The following is a 15,281-nucleotide window of genomic DNA, read 5'->3' as shown; positions in this document are numbered from 1 at the left end:
CAACGCACGCGGACCCGCCATTGACCGCACCACCTACAAAGCCACCATCAGCATCCACATGCTCATGAGCGGGCCTTGACACCCCGGACCTCGATCTAACTGAACGGCGTTGGATCTAGAGCTTCACCGCCCGGTCCGCCCCGTTTCCCCGCACCACCCGAGCCTTCCCCGGCCGGACACCCCTCTCCCGGGTGTCCGGCCGGTCGCGTTCCCGCCCCCCACCGCTCGCCTCCGCGCCACCCGTCCCCTCGATCAATTAGGTTGGAGGGGCAGCGGGGATGCTGAGGTACGAGAAGAAGTGGGCTGATATCCCGGATGAACGCAGCAAGCCGAGCCAAGCTCAACCAGACGCCCGAGTGGACGGCTCTCGCCAAGCACCGTGAGGAGTTCGGAGCGACGCGGCTGCGCGAGCTGTTCGCGCGACAGCCGGACCGCGCCGCCGACTGCACCCTCCGGGTCGGCGAACTCTCCGTCGACTACTCCAAGAACCTGGTCACCGACGAGACCCTGCGCCTGCTGCGCGAGCTCGCCGCCGCGACCGGCGTCGCCGAGCTGCGGGACGCCATGTTCCGCGGCGAGAAGATCAACACCACCGAGGACCGGGCCGTCCTGCACACCGCGCTCCGCGCCCCGCGCGACGCGGTGATCGAGGTCGACGGCCAGAACGTCGTGCCCGCTGTCCACGCGGTCCTGGACAAGATGGCCGCCTTCTCCGAGAAGGTCCGGGCAGGACAGTGGACCGGCCATACCGGCCGCCCCGTCAAGAACATCGTCAACATCGGCATCGGCGGCTCCGACCTCGGCCCCGCCATGGCGTACGAGGTGCTGCGCTCCTACACGGACCGCGCGCTCACCCTCCGCTTCGTCTCCAACGTGGACGGCGCCGACCTGCACGAGGCGGTCCGCGACCTCGACCCGGCCGAGACGCTGTTCATCGTCGCGTCGAAGACGTTCACCACGATCGAGACCATCACCAACGCCACCTCCGCCCGGGACTGGCTGCTGACCGAGCTGAGGGCCGGTCAGGACGCCGTCGCCAAGCACTTCGTGGCCCTGTCGACCAATGCCGGGAAGGTCGAGGAATTCGGCATCGACACGGCCAACATGTTCGAATTCTGGGACTGGGTCGGCGGCCGCTATTCGTACGACTCCGCGATCGGCCTCTCGCTGATGATCGCGGTGGGCCCGGAGCGGTTCCGCGAGATGCTCGACGGCTTCCACCTCGTCGACGAGCACTTCCGCACCGCCCCCGCCGAGGAGAACGTCCCGCTCCTGCTCGGTCTCCTCGGTGTCTGGTACGGGGAGTTCTTCGACGCCCAGTCGCACGCGGTGCTGCCCTACAGCCACTACCTGTCCAAGTTCACCGCGTATCTCCAGCAGCTCGACATGGAGTCCAACGGCAAGTCCGTCGACCGCGACGGCAACCCGGTGGACTGGCAGACCGGCCCGGTCGTCTGGGGCACCCCCGGCACCAACGGGCAGCACGCGTATTACCAGTTGATCCACCAGGGTACGAAGATGATCCCGGCGGACTTCATCGGCTTCGCCGCCCCGGTCCACGATCTGCTGCCCGGCCTGATCGCCCAGCACGACCTGCTGATGGCCAACTTCTTCGCCCAGACCCAGGCCCTCGCCTTCGGCAAGACGCCCGACGAGGTCCGTGCGGAGGGCGTGCCCGAGGCGCTGGTGCCGCACAAGACGTTCCGGGGCAACCACCCCACGACGACGATCCTCGCCGACCGGCTGACCCCCTCGGTCCTGGGCCAGCTCATCGCGCTCTACGAGCACAAGGTCTTCGTCCAGGGCGCCATCTGGAACATCGACTCCTTCGACCAGTGGGGCGTCGAACTGGGCAAGGTCCTCGCCAAGAAGATCGAGCCGCTCCTGACCGGGGACAGCGGCGCGGACACCGGGCAGCTCGACAGCTCCACCGCCGCCCTGGTCGCCGCCTACCGCACGCTGCGGGGGCGCTGAGCCCATGACACAGGGGGAGGGGACGACGGTACGGCTGCGGCCGCCGCGCAACACGCTGAACGAGCGGGCCGTCGGCTGGTGGCGGGTCCAGTGGCTGCTGTTCACCGTCGGGCACGTCGTGCCGCTCGTGGTGCTGGGCGCGCTGATCGGCCCCGCCCGCTTCTGGCTGCTGCTGTCCGCCGCGGTCCTGGCCGCGGCGGGGGCGGCGGCCACCGTCCTCCTCCCCCTGTGGTGGTTCCGCACGCACCGCTGGGAGATCACCGAGGACGCGGTGTACGTCCGCACCGGGTTCTTCTGGCAGGAGTGGCGGATCGCCCCGATGTCCCGAATCCAGACCGTCGACACCGTAAGGGGCCCCCTGGAGCAGCTCTACCGGCTCGCCACCGTCACGGTCACCACCGCCTCCGCCAAGGGCGCGGTACGCATCCAGGGGCTGGACCACGAGGTGGCCGCCGAACTGGCCCAGCAGCTCACCCGCATCACCCGCGACACTCCGGGCGACGCCACATGAGCGCCGCCGCCCCGCAAGACGACTGGCGCCGTCTCGACCCCCGTACGGTTCTGGTCACCGCGCTCGTCATGGCGGGCGTCGTCGCGGGCGTCGCCATCCCCGCCACCCTCGGGCTCTCCCGCTGGCTCGGCCTCCCCCTCGCCGTCCTCTGGGCGCTGGCCGGGGCCCTCCTGGTCATCGCGGCCGCGGCGGGCGCCGACCGGGTCCGCTGGCACCGCACCCGCTACCGCATCGGCGAGCAGCGCGTCGAGCTCCACACCGGCCTGCTCCTGGTCAAGCGCCGCTCCCTGGCCCGGACACGCATCCGCACGGTCGACCTCACCGCCAACCTGCTGCTGCGCCTCCTCGGCCTGGTCACCGTCCGCATCGGCACGGGGGAACAGGGCCACGACTCGACGCTCACCCTGGACCCGGTCACCCGAGCCGAGGGCGAACGGCTCCGCCGTCTGCTGCTGGAACGCGCCGCGGCCCCGCCGTCCGGCGGCCACCGTGAGGGCGAGCTGGCCGTGCTGGACCCCCGGTGGATCCGCTACGCCCCGGTCTCCTTCGTCGCCCCTGTGCTCGGCGGTGCGGCGGCCGGAGCCGTGATGCAGATCAGCGACTGGGTCGGGGCCCAGGGCGCGGTCATCGCCTGGGTCGGCGACCGCTTCCGGGAGACCCCGCTGACCTGGGTGATCCTCGGCCTGGTCGTGGCGGCCCTGATCGCGGGCGCCGCCGGGGCGCTCGGCCTCTGGATCGAGATGTGGTGGAACTACCGCCTGGAGCGCGAGCCCGGCGGCACGCTGCGGGTGCGGCGCGGACTGTTCACCTCCCGGTCGATCTCCGTGGAGGAGGCCCGGCTGCGCGGAGTCGACCTGGTCGAGCCGCTCGGTATCCGGCTGCTCGGCGCGGCCCGGCTGGAGGCCATCACCACCGGGCTCGCCAAGGACCACGAGGGTCAGAGCGCAGACCACAACACCCTGCTCCCGGCCGCGCCCCGGCCCAGGGCCGACACCGTCGCCGCCGATGTGCTGCGCGAGGCGGTCACCCCGACCGGTGCCACGCTGATCCGCCACCCGTACGCCGCCCGGGGCCGCAGACTGCGCTGGTCGCTCGCCACGGCCCTGGCCCCCCTGCTGCTCCTGGTCCTCCTCGGGGCCCTGCTCACCCCTGTGCTGCTCTGGATCGCCCTGGGCTGCGCGGTGGTCTTCCTTCCGCTCGCGGTGGCCCTGGCCCTGGACGCGTACCGGGGGCTCGGGCACGCGCTCTCCGGGCGCTATCTGGTGACCCGCTCCGGCACGGTCCGCCGCTCCACCGCCGCCCTGGAACGGGCCGGGGTGATCGGCTGGACGGTCAAGCAGTCGGTCTTCCAGCGCCGGGCCGGGCTGCTCAGCATCACGGCCACCACTGCCGCCGGAGGGGGCGCGTACACCGCCTACGACACCGACGCGAGCGAGGGCCTCACCTTCGCCGCCGAGGCCGTACCGGGACTGCTGGAACCCTTCCTGGAGCGCCCGGCCCACCGTCGGGGCGACCGGCCCGTGACCGACTGCACAACCTGACCCCTGGGCAGCGGGGCCGCCGTCGGCGACGATGTCGATCATGACCTTCACCCACCGCCGTACCGTGCTCACCGCCCTCGCCACCGCCGCCGTCAGCGGCCCGCTGCTGGGCTCGATCACCGCGACCGACGCCCATGCCACCGGCGACCTGGACATCTACACCTCCAACTCCGACCTCTACAAGAAGCTCGCGGGCAAGGAGGGCGTCGAGTTCGCCCGCCGCTACAAGAGGCACGAGTACACCGACCACTCGCTCCCGCAGAGGTATCCGTACAACCGCACCACGGTCATGGCGATGCACGGCGGCGGCATCGAGATGGGAACCTCCGAGCTCTGCCTCGCCATCGCCGGTTACCACCCCGCCACGCTGGAGCCCCTCCAGGACGGCCACGGGGTCTTCGACTACTGGATGTTCGAGGGGCTGCGCTCCTCCGGCAACCGCGATCTGCACGTCACCGCCAAGAACTGCGACGACCACGTCGCCCTCTCCATGGCCGCGAGCAGCCTCAACGTGCTGAGCCTGCACGGCTGTACGTCGGCGCAGGCGGGCACCGGCCCGCAGGCCGTGGTCGTCGGCGGACTGAACACCCGCTTCAAGACCCTGCTCAAGGCGGAGTTCGACGCGGTCGGCATCGCCTGGCGGGACGGAAGCGAGGTGCCCAACCTGGCCGGGGTCAACCGCGTCAACCCCGTCAACCGCACGATGCTCGCCAAGGGCGGTCAGCTGGAGCTCACCACGGAGCTGCGCGCCGCCATGTTCACGGTCAACACCCGCGCGGGCCGGGCCGGCAGTACGACCGAGGTCTTCGACCGCTTCGTCGGCGCCTGCCGGGCCGCGATCACGAAGCTGGAGCAGGGATCGGACCAGGTCGTCCTCTGACCCCAGGCCCCCAGGCCCCCGGCGCCCAACACTCCAGGCCCCCAGCACTCCGGGGGCGCCTCAGCCCCCGTGCGTCGTGTCGATGACGCAGAAGCGGTTGCCCTCGGGGTCGGCGAGCACCACGAAGTCCGGGTCCGGGGGGTACAGCTCCCACGCGACCCTTTCGGCACCGAGCCCGATCAGCCGCTCCACCTCGGCCTCCTGGACGTCGGAGTAGAGGTCGAGGTGGACCCGGGGGACCTCCTGGACGGGGGAGGCGGAGCGGCCCAGCGCCACCCCGACACCGGGGCCCTCGACCGGGACCAGCACCACCCAGTCGTCCGTGCCCGGCTCGCGCTCGGTGTAGTCCAGTGCCGCCTTCCAGAAGGCGGCGGCCCGCCGTACGTCGGACGCGCCCATCACCACGGTTCCGATATGCATCATGGGCCGAGCCTTTCATGCCGCGGGCTGCGCCAACACGTCGCGCGGCTTCGGCTTTCACGTTGAACGGAATGGTCACGCATGAGCCCCGAGAACGAGGGCATCGACGATACGCAGGACATCCTGTACCGGCTCGTCGACAAGGAGTCCGGAAAGGTCCTTCTGGCCGCCGAGGACCTTCGCGACTACTTCATGGAGGAGGACCCGGAGCCGCCGGAGACCGTCACCGTCACCTTCGTCCGAGCGCACCAGGTCGGCCGTGCCCGGCGGAAGACCGAGTGGGCCGAGCTCCAGGTCGTCGACCGGCAGGGAAGGACAATCGGGGCGTACCACCTCGGGAGGGCGATCGCCGCTTTCCGGCACGAGCTCGTGCCCTCCGGCGCGGACCGCCCCGACCTCGACTACTCCTTCGGGCACACCTGCGAGTACCCCCGGGCCGGAGAGATCTGGCGGAAGTGGGCCACGGACCGACCCGTCGAGCGCGGAGAATGGGCCCGCTACCCGTCCGACTGGCACGAGAGCTGGCTGCACGTCGTGCAGACCGCCTGGTTCGATTCCGGGCGGAATGCGACGCGCTACGAGACCGACGGGACGGCGGTCATCGACAGCACCGGGATCAGCACGAGGGCAGGCTTCTACTGCGCCCTGGGAGAAGCCGTCAACGGGCCCGGCGGCTACTTCGGTTCGAACCGCGACGCGGTCTTCGACTGCCTTCGGACCATGCGGCGCGACGGAGCGGCTCCGTTCCGCCTGGTGTGGCGGAACTTCGCGGCCTCCCGCGAAGTGCTGGGCAGCGATTTCACCGCGAGCGTTCTCGCTCTGTTCGAGGAGTGCGGTGTGGAGACCGAGCTGTCCGCGGGGTGATGTTCCCGGCCTCTGCGAGTGCCGGGCCCGTCACGCCGCAGGCCCGGACCGCTCGGTAGAAGCGGTCCGGGCCTGCGAAGTGCCGAGGCTCAGGCAGAGGCCGGCGGATACAGCGCGCGCGGCAGCTGCGAGGCCGCCGCCGCGTCCAGCAGCCACAGCGTCCGGCTGCGCCCGTACGCGCCCGCCGCCGGGGCCTGGATCTCCCCGGCCCCGGACAGGGCGATGGCCGCGGCCTCCGCCTTGTCCTCGCCCGCAGCCAGCAGCCACACCTCACGGGCCGCGCGGATCGCGGGCAGTGTGAGGGAGACCCGGACCGGCGGAGGCTTGGGCGCCCCGCGCACACCGACGACGGTGCGCTCGGTCTCCCGTACGGCAGGCAGCTCAGGGAAGAGCGAAGCCACATGCGTGTCCGGGCCGACGCCCAGCATCAGCACGTCGAACGTGGGCACCGGGCCGTGGTCCTCGGGGCCCGCTGCGGCGGCCAGTTCGGCCGCGTACGCCGCTGCCGCGTCGCCCACGTCCTTGCCGTGCGGGCCGTCCGACGCGGGCATCGGGTGGACCCGGGCCGGGTCCAGCGGCACCGCGTCGAGCAGCGCCTCGCGGGCCTGGGTGACATTGCGCTCCGGGTCGCCCTCGGGCAGGAACCGCTCGTCGCCCCACCACAGGTCCAGGCGCGCCCAGTCGATCGCGTCCCGGGCGGGCGCGGCGGCGAGCGCGGCCAGCAGGCCGTTGCCGTTGCGCCCGCCGGTCAGCACCACCGAGGCATGGCCACGGGTGGCCTGGGCATCCACGACCTTCGTGATCAGCCGGGCCGCCGCGGCCTGTGCCATCAGCTCCTTGTCACGGTGCACGACGAGCTGAGGAGGCGTCACTTGGCGGCCGCCTTCTTGGCCGGGGCCTTCTTCGCCGCGGGCGCCTTCGGCTCGGCGGACTTCTCCGCCTTGTCCGCCGAGCCCGCCGTGTCCGACGCGTGGCCGAGGGGCGTGGCCGTGACGTCGCCGCCCTGGTGCAGCTTCTCGACGCCGAACTTGACCGAGGACTCGTAGGTGTTGTCCGGGTCGAGCCGGCGCAGCTCCTCCGCCAGCAGCTCTGCGGTGTCGCGCCGCTTGAGCGCCACCGCGCGGTCCGGCTGGTTCTGCATGGAGAGCGTGGCCAGCGAGCCGTCGGGGCGGTCCAGGACGATGACGCCGTTCTTCGTCTCCATCCGGACCGCGGTGAGCCCCGGCCCCCCGGAGTGCGTGCGCTCCACCGGGACGGCCAGCCGGTCCGCGAGCCACATGGCCAGCAGCTCGCAGCTCGGGTTGTCGCTCTCGCCCTCCACGGTCGCGCCGATGACCTCGGCGGGCTGCTGGTCGAGCGCGGCGGCCAGCATCGAGCGCCACGGCGTGATCCGGGTCCAGGCCAGGTCGGTGTCGCCCGGGCTGTACGCCGCCGCCCGCACCGCCAGCTCGTCGAGCGGGCGCTCGGCGGAGTAGGCATCGGTGATCCGGCGCTGGGCGAGGGCCCCGAGCGGGTCCTTCGCCGGGTCGGCGGGGGCGCCCTCGGGCCACCACACCACGACCGGGGCGTCCGGCAGCAGCAGCGGAAGGACCACCGACTGGGCGTGGTTGGCCAGTTCGCCGTGGAGCCGCAGGACGACGGTCTCGCCGGTGCCCGCGTCGGAACCCACCCGGACCTCGGCGTCCAGGCGGGCGTCCCGCCGGGCCCGCGGCGAGCGGCTGACCCGCTTGATCACCGCGATGATCCGCGAGGGGTGCTCGCGCGAGGCGTCACCGGCCGACTTGAGCGCGTCGTAGGCGTTCTCCTCGTCGGTGACGATGACCAGCGTGAGCACCATGCCGATGGCGGGGGTGCCGATGGCCCGGCGGGCCGAGACCAGCGCCTGGTTGATCTTGCTGGACGTGGTTTCCGTGAGATCGATCTTCATGGCCGCCTCCAGCTCCGTCCGTCGCGTGCGAGCATCTCGTCCGCCTCGGCCGGACCCCAGGTCCCGGCCGCGTACTGCGCGGGCTTGCCGTGCTTGTCCCAGTACTCCTCGATCGGGTCGAGGATGTTCCAGGAGAGCTCGACCTCCTGGTGACGGGGGAAGAGGTTGGCGTCGCCGAGCAGGACGTCCAGGAGGAGCCGTTCGTACGCCTCCGGGCTGGACTCCGTGAAGGACTCGCCGTACGCGAAGTCCATCGTGACGTCCCGGACCTCCATCGAGGTGCCGGGGACCTTGGAGCCGAAGCGCACGGTGACGCCCTCGTCCGGCTGGACCCGGATGACCAGGGCATTGCCGCCGAGCTCCTCGGTCGCGCCGGACTCGAAGGGGAGATACGGGGCGCGCTTGAAGACGACCGCGATCTCCGTGACCCGGCGGCCGAGCCGCTTGCCGGTCCGGAGGTAGAACGGGACGCCCGCCCAGCGGCGGTTGTTGATCGTCAGCTTGATCGCGGCGAAGGTGTCGGTCGTCGACTTGGGGTCGATGCCGTCCTCCTCCAGGTAGCCGAGGACCTCCTCGCCGCCCTGCCAGGCGTGCGCGTACTGGCCGCGCACCGTGTGCTTGCCGAGGTCCTCGGGAAGCTCGACGGCGGTGAGGACCTTGAGCTTCTCGGCGACCAGGGCCTTGGGATGGAAGGAGCCGGGCTCCTCCATCGCGGTCAGCGCCAGCAGCTGGAGCAGGTGGTTCTGGATGACGTCACGGGCGGCGCCGATGCCGTCGTAGTAACCGGCCCGGCCGCCGATGCCGATGTCCTCGGCCATCGTGATCTGTACGTGGTCGACATAGGACCGGTTCCAGATCGGCTCGAACATCGTGTTGGCGAACCGCAGCGCCAGGATGTTCTGGACCGTCTCCTTGCCCAGGTAGTGGTCGATCCGGAAGACCTCGTTGGGCGGGAAGACGGCGTGCACGAGCTGGTTGAGCTCCTGCGCGCTGGCCAGGTCGTGGCCGAACGGCTTCTCGATGACGGCACGCCGCCAGGAACCCTCGCTCTGGTCGGCCAGGCCGTGCTTCTTGAGCTGCTGGACGACCTTGGGGAAGAACTTCGGCGGCACCGACAGGTAGAAGGCGAAGTTGCCGCCCGTGCCCTGTGCCTTGTCGAGCTCCTCGATGGTCGCCTTCAGTGTCTCGAACGCCTCGTCGTCGTCGAAGTTGCCCTGGACGAAGCGCATCCCCTGGATGAGCTGCTGCCAGACCTCCTCGCGGAACGGCGTACGGGCGTGCTCCTTGACGGCGTCATGGACGACCTGGGCGAAGTCCTCGTCCTCCCAGTCGCGGCGAGCGAAACCGATGAGCGAGAAGCCCGGCGGCAGCAGGCCGCGATTGGCCAGGTCGTAGACGGCGGGCATCAGCTTTTTACGGGACAAATCGCCCGTGACGCCAAAGATGACCAGGCCCGACGGCCCCGCGATACGCGGGAGCCGTCGGTCCTGGGCGTCACGGAGCGGGTTGGCTCCGGGAACACCAGACAAAGTGGTCAGCCCTCCGAAGGGGCGAGGCGGTCGAGCTCTGCCTCGGTCGACTTGAGCAGGTCGTTCCAGGACGCCTCGAACTTCTCGACGCCCTCGTCCTCCAGCACCTGCACGACGTCGTCGTACGAGATGCCGAGCTTGTTGACCGCGTCGAGGTCGGCGCGGGCCTGGTCGTAGCCGCCGGTGACGGTGTCGCCGGTGATCCGACCGTGGTCGGCCACCGCGTCCAGGGTCGCCTCCGGCATGGTGTTGACCGTGTTGGGCGCGACCAGGTCGTCGACGTACAGCGTGTCCTTGTACGCCGGGTCCTTGACGCCGGTGGAGGCCCACAGCGGGCGCTGCTTGTTGGCCTGCGCCTTGTCGAGCGCGGCCCAGCGGTCGGAGGAGAAGACCTCCTCGTACGCCTCGTAGGCCAGCCGGGCGTTGGCCAGCGCGGACTTGCCCTTGGCCGCCTTCGCCTCGTCCGAGCCGATGGCGTCCAGCCGCTTGTCGATCTCGGTGTCCACGCGGGACACGAAGAACGAGGCGACCGAGTGGATCTTGGAGAGGTCCAGGCCCGCGGCCTTGGCCTTCTCCAGGCCCGCCAGGTAGGCGTCCATGACCGCGCGGTAGCGCTCCAGCGAGAAGATCAGCGTCACGTTCACGCTGATGCCCCGGCCGATGACCTCGGTGATGGCCGGCAGACCGGCCTTCGTCGCCGGGATCTTGATCAGGGTGTTCGGCCGGTCCACCAGCCAGGCCAGCTGCTTGGCCTCGGCGACGGTGGCCGTGGTGTTGTGCGCCAGGCGCGGGTCCACCTCGATGGAGACCCGGCCGTCCTGGCCGTCCGTCGCGTCGAAGACCGGGCGCAGGATGTCGGCGGCGTCGCGGACGTCCGCCGTCGTGATCATACGGAGGGCTTCCTCGACCGTGACCTTGCGGGCCGCGAGGTCGGTGAGCTGCTGCTCGTAACCATCGCCCGACGAGATCGCCTTCTGGAAGATCGACGGGTTGGTGGTGACGCCGACGACATGGCTCTGGTCGATCAGCTCGGCCAGATTGCCGGAGGTGATCCGCTTGCGCGACAGGTCGTCGAGCCAGATCGCCACGCCCTCGTCGGAGAGGCGCTTGAGTGCGTCTGTCATGAGTTGCATCTCCTACTAGTCGTATACAACGGCGTCAGCGTGTGGCGGCGGCGAGAGATTCCCGCGCGGCGGCGGCCACGTTCTCGGGCGTGAAGCCGAACTCGCGGAAGAGCACCTTCGCGTCGGCCGAGGCCCCGAAGTGCTCCAGTGAGATGATCCGACCGGCGTCACCGACGTAGCGGTACCAGGTCAGGCCGATGCCCGCCTCGACGGCGACGCGCGCCTTCACCGACGGCGGCAGCACGCTGTCCTTGTACGCCTGGTCCTGCTCCTCGAACCACTCGACCGACGGCATCGAGACCACCCGGGTCGGCACCCCGGCCGCCTGGAGCTGCTCGCGCGCCTCGACGGCGACGTGGACCTCGGAACCGGTGGCGATGAGCAGCACCTGCGGCTTGCCGCCCTCGGCCTCGAACAGGACGTAACCGCCCTTGGCCGCGTCCTCGTTGGCCTCGTACGTCGGCACGCCCTGCCGGGTCAGCGCCAGACCGTGCGGAGCGCCCTTGCCGAAGACCTTGGTGTAGCGGCGCAGGATCTCGCGCCAGGCGATGGCGGTCTCGTTCGCGTCGGCCGGGCGCACGATGTTCAGGCCCGGGATGGCGCGCAGCGCGGCCAGGTGCTCGACCGGCTGGTGCGTCGGGCCGTCCTCGCCGAGACCGATCGAGTCGTGCGTCCACACGTAGGTCACCGGCAGGTGCATCAGCGCGGAGAGCCGCACCGCGTTGCGCATGTAGTCGGAGAACACCAGGAAGGTGCCGCCGTAGATGCGGGTGTTGCCGTGCAGGGCGATGCCGTTCATGGCGGCGGCCATGGCGTGCTCGCGGATGCCGAAGTGGATCGTCCGGCCGTACGGGTCGGCCTCCGGCAGCGGGTTGCCGGCCGGGAGGAACGACGACGTCTTGTCGATCGTGGTGTTGTTCGAGCCCGCGAGGTCGGCGGAGCCGCCCCACAGTTCGGGCACGACCTCGCCCAGCGCCTGGAGCACCTTGCCGGAGGCGGCACGGGTGGCCAGGCCCTTGCCGGGCTCGAAGAAGGGGAGCTTCTCCTCCCAGCCCTCGGGCAGCTCGCCCGCGGAGATCCGGTCGAAGGCGGTGGCGCGCTCCGGGTTGGCGGTGCGCCACGCGGCGAACGCCTTGTCCCACTCGGCACGGGCCTCGCGGCCGCGGTCCAGGGCCTGCCGGGTGTGGCCGATGACCTCGTCGGAGACCTCGAAGGTCTGCTCCGGGTCGAAGCCGAGGACCCGCTTGGTCGCCGCGATCTCGTCGTCGCCGAGCGCCGAGCCGTGCGCGGCCTCGGTGTTCTGGGCGTTCGGGGCGGGCCAGGCGATGATCGAGCGGGCCGCGATGAACGAGGGGCGCTCGGTCTCGGCCTTGGCCGCCTGGAGCGCCGCGTACAGACCCGCCGGGTCCAGGTCGCCGCTGGGCAGCTGGTCGACACGCTGGACGTGCCAGCCGTACGCCTCGTACCGCTTGAGGGTGTCCTCGGAGACCGCGGTCTCCGTGTCGCCCTCGATGGAGATGTGGTTGTCGTCCCAGAGCAGGACCAGGTTGCCCAGCTTCTGGTGCCCGGCCAGCGAGGACGCCTCGGCCGAGATGCCCTCCTGGAGGCAGCCGTCACCCGCGACGACCCACACCATGTGGTCGAACGGGGAGGTGCCGGGAGCCGCTTCCGGGTCGAAGAGGCCGCGCTCGTAGCGGGCGGCCATCGCCATGCCCACGGCGTTGGCGACACCCTGGCCCAGCGGCCCGGTCGTCGTCTCCACGCCGACGGTGTGGCCGTACTCCGGGTGGCCCGGCGTCTTGGAGCCCCAGGTGCGGAAGGCCTTGAGGTCATCGAGCTCCAGGCCGTAACCGGCCAGGTAGAGCTGGATGTAGAGGGTCAGGCTGGAGTGGCCCGCGGAGAGGACGAACCGGTCGCGACCGGTCCAGTCGGCGTCCGCCGGGTCGTGCCTCATCACCTTCTGGAAGAGGGTGTACGCGGCAGGAGCCAGGCTCATCGCCGTGCCCGGGTGGCCGTTTCCGACTTTCTGTACGGCGTCCGCGGCGAGGACGCGGACGGTGTCCACGGCCCGCTGGTCCAAATCGGTCCACTGGAGGTCTGTGGTGGTCGGCTTGATGCTCACCCTGAGTCAGGGCTCCTCTCCACTGTCGTAAACCGGTGACTGTTACCGCACCGGGCGCTGTCGAGCCTACCCCCGCCGCGGGGGACACTTTCCGAGCACTTTCCAGGGTGCGGGCGAGCCGGTCGGTTCGCCTCCCGGCGGAAAGCGCCCCCCCGGGTACACAGTCACCCCCAACACGACCCCACCCCCGCGAAGGACGGCGTATCCCCAACGTCTACAGTGGTCGGGTTCGCGCAAGTCTTCACCGGGCCTCCACGCCCGGAGCTTGCTGGGATTTCTCTGTCAGGGGTGTGCGTGACGGCCGTCGAGTCCCGACCCGCAGGGGTCGCCTTGACTCCCAGCCCAGGGGGCCATCGCCCGTTCGGGGCCCGCGTCAAGGCATTCGTGGCGCTTACCAAGCCACGAATCATCGAGCTGTTGCTCATCACCACCGTTCCGGTGATGTTCCTCGCTGCCCAGGGTGTACCAGACCTGTGGCTCGTTCTCACCACCACCGTCGGGGGCTATCTCTCCGCCGGCGGTGCCAACGCGCTCAACATGTACATCGACCGCGACATCGACGCGCTGATGGACCGCACCTCGCAGCGCCCGCTGGTCACCGGGATGGTCAGCCCGCGTGAGTGCCTGGTGTTCGGCATCTCCCTCGGGGTGGTCTCCACCCTCTGGTTCGGGCTGCTCGTCAACTGGCTCTCCGCAGCCCTCGCGCTCGGCGCGCTCCTCTTCTACGTCGTCGTCTACACGATGCTGCTGAAGCGCCGCACCTCGCAGAACATCATCTGGGGCGGGATCGCGGGCTGCCTGCCGGTGCTCATCGGCTGGTCCTCCGTGACGAACTCCCTCTCCTGGGCCGCCGTCATCCTCTTCGCCGTCATCTTCTTCTGGACGCCGCCGCATTACTGGCCGCTGTCGATGAAGGTCAAGGAGGACTACGCCCGGGTCGGCGTCCCGATGCTCCCGGTCATCGCCTCCAACCGGGTGGTCGCCCGGCAGATCGTGATCTACAGCTGGGTGATGGTCGGAGTCTCCCTCCTGCTCACCCCGCTGGGCTACACCGGCTGGTTCTACACCGCGGTGGCCCTGCTGGCGGGCGGTTTCTGGCTCTGGGAGGCCCACGGCCTGCAGAACCGGGCCAGGGCCGGGGTGACCGGCGGCAAGCTCAAGGAGATGCGGCTGTTCCACTGGTCCATCACCTACGTCTCCCTCCTCTTCCTCGCCGTCGCGGTGGACCCCTTCCTCCGCTGAGCACGCTCAAGGGCCGACGGGCGGGTCACGTGGCACAAGCCACGTGACCCGCCCGTCGCCAGTTGATCTACTCGTCGGTAGCATCCTGTCCATGGCAGAGAAGGCAGCAGAAGCGGCAGACACCGAGCAGACCTCGCGCACCGACGCCAGGAAGGCGGCGCGCGCGGAGCGCAGGGCGGCGAAGCTCGCCCGCGAGATCGGCTCCTTCGCCAAGGAGCACGGCGGCGCCGAGGGGCAGCTCGCCTACATCGGCCAGGCGGGCGCCCGCATCGTCCTGGTCGGCGAGGACGGCGCCTGGGGCGACCTCGTCGCACCGACCTACGCCGTCGCCGAGAGCGCGGCGAAGAAGTCCGGCATCACGCTCCACGAGGAGTTCGACGGCGAGTTCGCACTCAAGGTCCGCACCGGCCCGTACGAGTGGTCCCGGATGGCCGGGATGCAGATCGGCGGCCCCTCCAACGACCGCTGAGCGGCGCGGGCGCTTTCCCCGCCTCCCGGGCAACACCTGACCCGGGGTTCACCCGTTAGGCCGTGCATACGCACGCCGTCCCAGGGAGCCCCGGATGACCGACACCGTGCCCGTGGCCGACCTGGTCGACCAGAACTGCCACGGCATCCTCCGTACGGAGCTGGGCCTCGGCACCTTCGAGGCCCGGCTCACCGCCGCCCCGGCCCCGGCCGCCCCCGGCACCACCTTCTTCGACACCCAGACCGGCTTCGCCGTGCGCCGCTGGTGCCCGCCCCTGCTGGGCCTCGAAGCGCACTGCCCGCCCGCCCGCTATCTGGCCCGCCGCCGGGAGCTGGGCGTCGCGGAGACCTCCCGCCGGCTGCTGCGCGCCACCGGCGTCACCGCCCACCTCGTCGACACCGGTCTCCCCGGCGACCTCACGGGCCCGGCCGAGATGGCATCGGCGGCCGGGTCCGAGGCCCGCGAGATCGTCCGCCTGGAAGTCCTCGCCGAGCAGGTCGCCGACACCTCCGGGACCGTCGACACCTTCCTGGTCAACCTCGGCGAGGCCGTGCACACCGCCGCCTCCTCGGCTGTCGCGTTCAGCTCCGTCACCCGCGCCCCGGACGCCCGCGCAGCCGCGCCCGAGCCGCCGGGGCCGGTCCGGGTGCGGGCGGCGGCCGGGCGCTGGCTCGCCCG

13 protein-coding genes and 1 pseudogene are annotated in these 15,281 nt (G+C 70.9%); 8 read left to right on the top strand and 6 right to left on the bottom strand.

Translation table 11 applies throughout. The annotated features are described in order from the left end of the window. Positions 1–315 precede the first annotated feature (315 nt). The 4 genes from pgi to CIB93_RS35140 are packed head-to-tail and all read left to right on the top strand — an operon-like array spanning position 316 to position 4,906. Positions 316–1,974, top strand: a complete 1,659-nt coding sequence (gene pgi / locus CIB93_RS35155; protein WP_096632854.1) for a glucose-6-phosphate isomerase — start codon at positions 316–318, stop codon at positions 1,972–1,974. A 4-nt stretch (positions 1,975–1,978) separates the two neighbouring features. After that, complete coding sequence (locus CIB93_RS35150; protein WP_096632853.1) at positions 1,979–2,485, top strand: PH domain-containing protein; 507 nt, start codon at positions 1,979–1,981, stop codon at positions 2,483–2,485. Next, positions 2,482–4,026, top strand: coding sequence for a PH domain-containing protein (locus CIB93_RS35145; RefSeq protein WP_096632852.1), 1,545 nt, complete (start codon positions 2,482–2,484; stop codon positions 4,024–4,026). Before CIB93_RS35150 ends, CIB93_RS35145 begins: the two co-directional genes overlap by 4 nt. Positions 4,027–4,066: 40 nt before the next feature. Beyond that, positions 4,067–4,906: a poly-gamma-glutamate hydrolase family protein gene (locus CIB93_RS35140; protein WP_096632851.1), complete on the top strand. Its 840-nt coding sequence runs from the start codon at positions 4,067–4,069 to the stop codon at positions 4,904–4,906. Positions 4,907–4,966: 60 nt separating this feature from the next. Here CIB93_RS35140 and CIB93_RS35135 read toward each other — a convergent pair whose 3' ends face one another. Then, positions 4,967–5,329, bottom strand: coding sequence for a VOC family protein (locus CIB93_RS35135; protein WP_096632850.1), 363 nt, complete (start codon positions 5,327–5,329; stop codon positions 4,967–4,969). A gap of 78 nt (positions 5,330–5,407) precedes the next feature. Between CIB93_RS35135 and CIB93_RS35130 the strand changes: the two genes are divergently transcribed. Beyond that, positions 5,408–6,190 (top strand): barstar family protein, encoded by a 783-nt coding sequence (locus CIB93_RS35130; RefSeq protein WP_096632849.1) that lies wholly within the window; start codon positions 5,408–5,410, stop codon positions 6,188–6,190. An 89-nt stretch (positions 6,191–6,279) separates the two neighbouring features. Here CIB93_RS35130 and pgl read toward each other — a convergent pair whose 3' ends face one another. From pgl to tkt, 5 genes are read right to left on the bottom strand one after another with little or no spacing between them, the layout of a single operon-like run. Further along, a complete protein-coding gene (gene pgl, locus CIB93_RS35125) occupies positions 6,280–7,062 on the bottom strand; it encodes a 6-phosphogluconolactonase (RefSeq protein WP_096632848.1) in 783 nt (260 codons plus the stop codon). Then, complete coding sequence (opcA, locus tag CIB93_RS35120) at positions 7,059–8,117, bottom strand: glucose-6-phosphate dehydrogenase assembly protein OpcA (protein ID WP_096632847.1); 1,059 nt, start codon at positions 8,115–8,117, stop codon at positions 7,059–7,061. Before opcA ends, pgl begins: the two co-directional genes overlap by 4 nt. Further along, complete coding sequence (gene zwf, locus CIB93_RS35115) at positions 8,114–9,646, bottom strand: glucose-6-phosphate dehydrogenase (protein WP_096632846.1); 1,533 nt, start codon at positions 9,644–9,646, stop codon at positions 8,114–8,116. The genes opcA and zwf overlap by 4 nt, the downstream gene beginning before the upstream one ends. Before the next feature lie 5 nt (positions 9,647–9,651). After that, positions 9,652–10,770 (bottom strand): transaldolase, encoded by a 1,119-nt coding sequence (gene tal / locus CIB93_RS35110; protein ID WP_096632845.1) that lies wholly within the window; start codon positions 10,768–10,770, stop codon positions 9,652–9,654. 34 nt (positions 10,771–10,804) lie between these two features. Then, positions 10,805–12,892, bottom strand: coding sequence for a transketolase (gene tkt, locus CIB93_RS35105; protein WP_096632844.1), 2,088 nt, complete (start codon positions 12,890–12,892; stop codon positions 10,805–10,807). A 288-nt stretch (positions 12,893–13,180) separates the two neighbouring features. Between tkt and CIB93_RS35100 the strand changes: the two genes are divergently transcribed. From CIB93_RS35100 to CIB93_RS35090, 3 genes and pseudogenes are all read left to right on the top strand, one after another. Then, complete coding sequence (locus CIB93_RS35100; RefSeq protein ID WP_179500355.1) at positions 13,181–14,134, top strand: heme o synthase; 954 nt, start codon at positions 13,181–13,183, stop codon at positions 14,132–14,134. A gap of 91 nt (positions 14,135–14,225) precedes the next feature. Further along, complete coding sequence (locus CIB93_RS35095; protein WP_096632843.1) at positions 14,226–14,603, top strand: hypothetical protein; 378 nt, start codon at positions 14,226–14,228, stop codon at positions 14,601–14,603. Between the two features lie 94 nt (positions 14,604–14,697). Continuing rightward, positions 14,698–15,281 (top strand): annotated as a pseudogene (locus CIB93_RS35090) (amidohydrolase); the annotation flags it as partial.

Source organism: Streptomyces sp. WZ.A104 (assembly GCF_002382885.1).
Taxonomy (GTDB): Bacteria; Actinomycetota; Actinomycetes; order Streptomycetales; family Streptomycetaceae; genus Streptomyces.
The sequence above is the reverse complement of the archived record's forward strand: the minus strand, read 5'-3'. Positions and strand labels throughout refer to the sequence as shown.

Bases quoted from the DNA above. Each gene is read 5' to 3' on its own strand.
- CIB93_RS35130 (WP_096632849.1), top strand. From the start codon at position 5,408: ATGAGCCCCGAGAACGAGGGCATCGACGATACGCAGGACATCCTGTAC.
- CIB93_RS35095 (WP_096632843.1), top strand. From the start codon at position 14,226: ATGGCAGAGAAGGCAGCAGAAGCGGCAGACACCGAGCAGACCTCGCGC.
- pgi (WP_096632854.1), top strand. From the start codon at position 316: ATGAACGCAGCAAGCCGAGCCAAGCTCAACCAGACGCCCGAGTGGACG.
- tal (WP_096632845.1), bottom strand. From the start codon at position 10,770: ATGACAGACGCACTCAAGCGCCTCTCCGACGAGGGCGTGGCGATCTGG.
- opcA (WP_096632847.1), bottom strand. From the start codon at position 8,117: ATGAAGATCGATCTCACGGAAACCACGTCCAGCAAGATCAACCAGGCG.
- CIB93_RS35140 (WP_096632851.1), top strand. From the start codon at position 4,067: ATGACCTTCACCCACCGCCGTACCGTGCTCACCGCCCTCGCCACCGCC.
- CIB93_RS35145 (WP_096632852.1), top strand. From the start codon at position 2,482: ATGAGCGCCGCCGCCCCGCAAGACGACTGGCGCCGTCTCGACCCCCGT.
- CIB93_RS35135 (WP_096632850.1), bottom strand. From the start codon at position 5,329: ATGATGCATATCGGAACCGTGGTGATGGGCGCGTCCGACGTACGGCGG.
- CIB93_RS35150 (WP_096632853.1), top strand. From the start codon at position 1,979: ATGACACAGGGGGAGGGGACGACGGTACGGCTGCGGCCGCCGCGCAAC.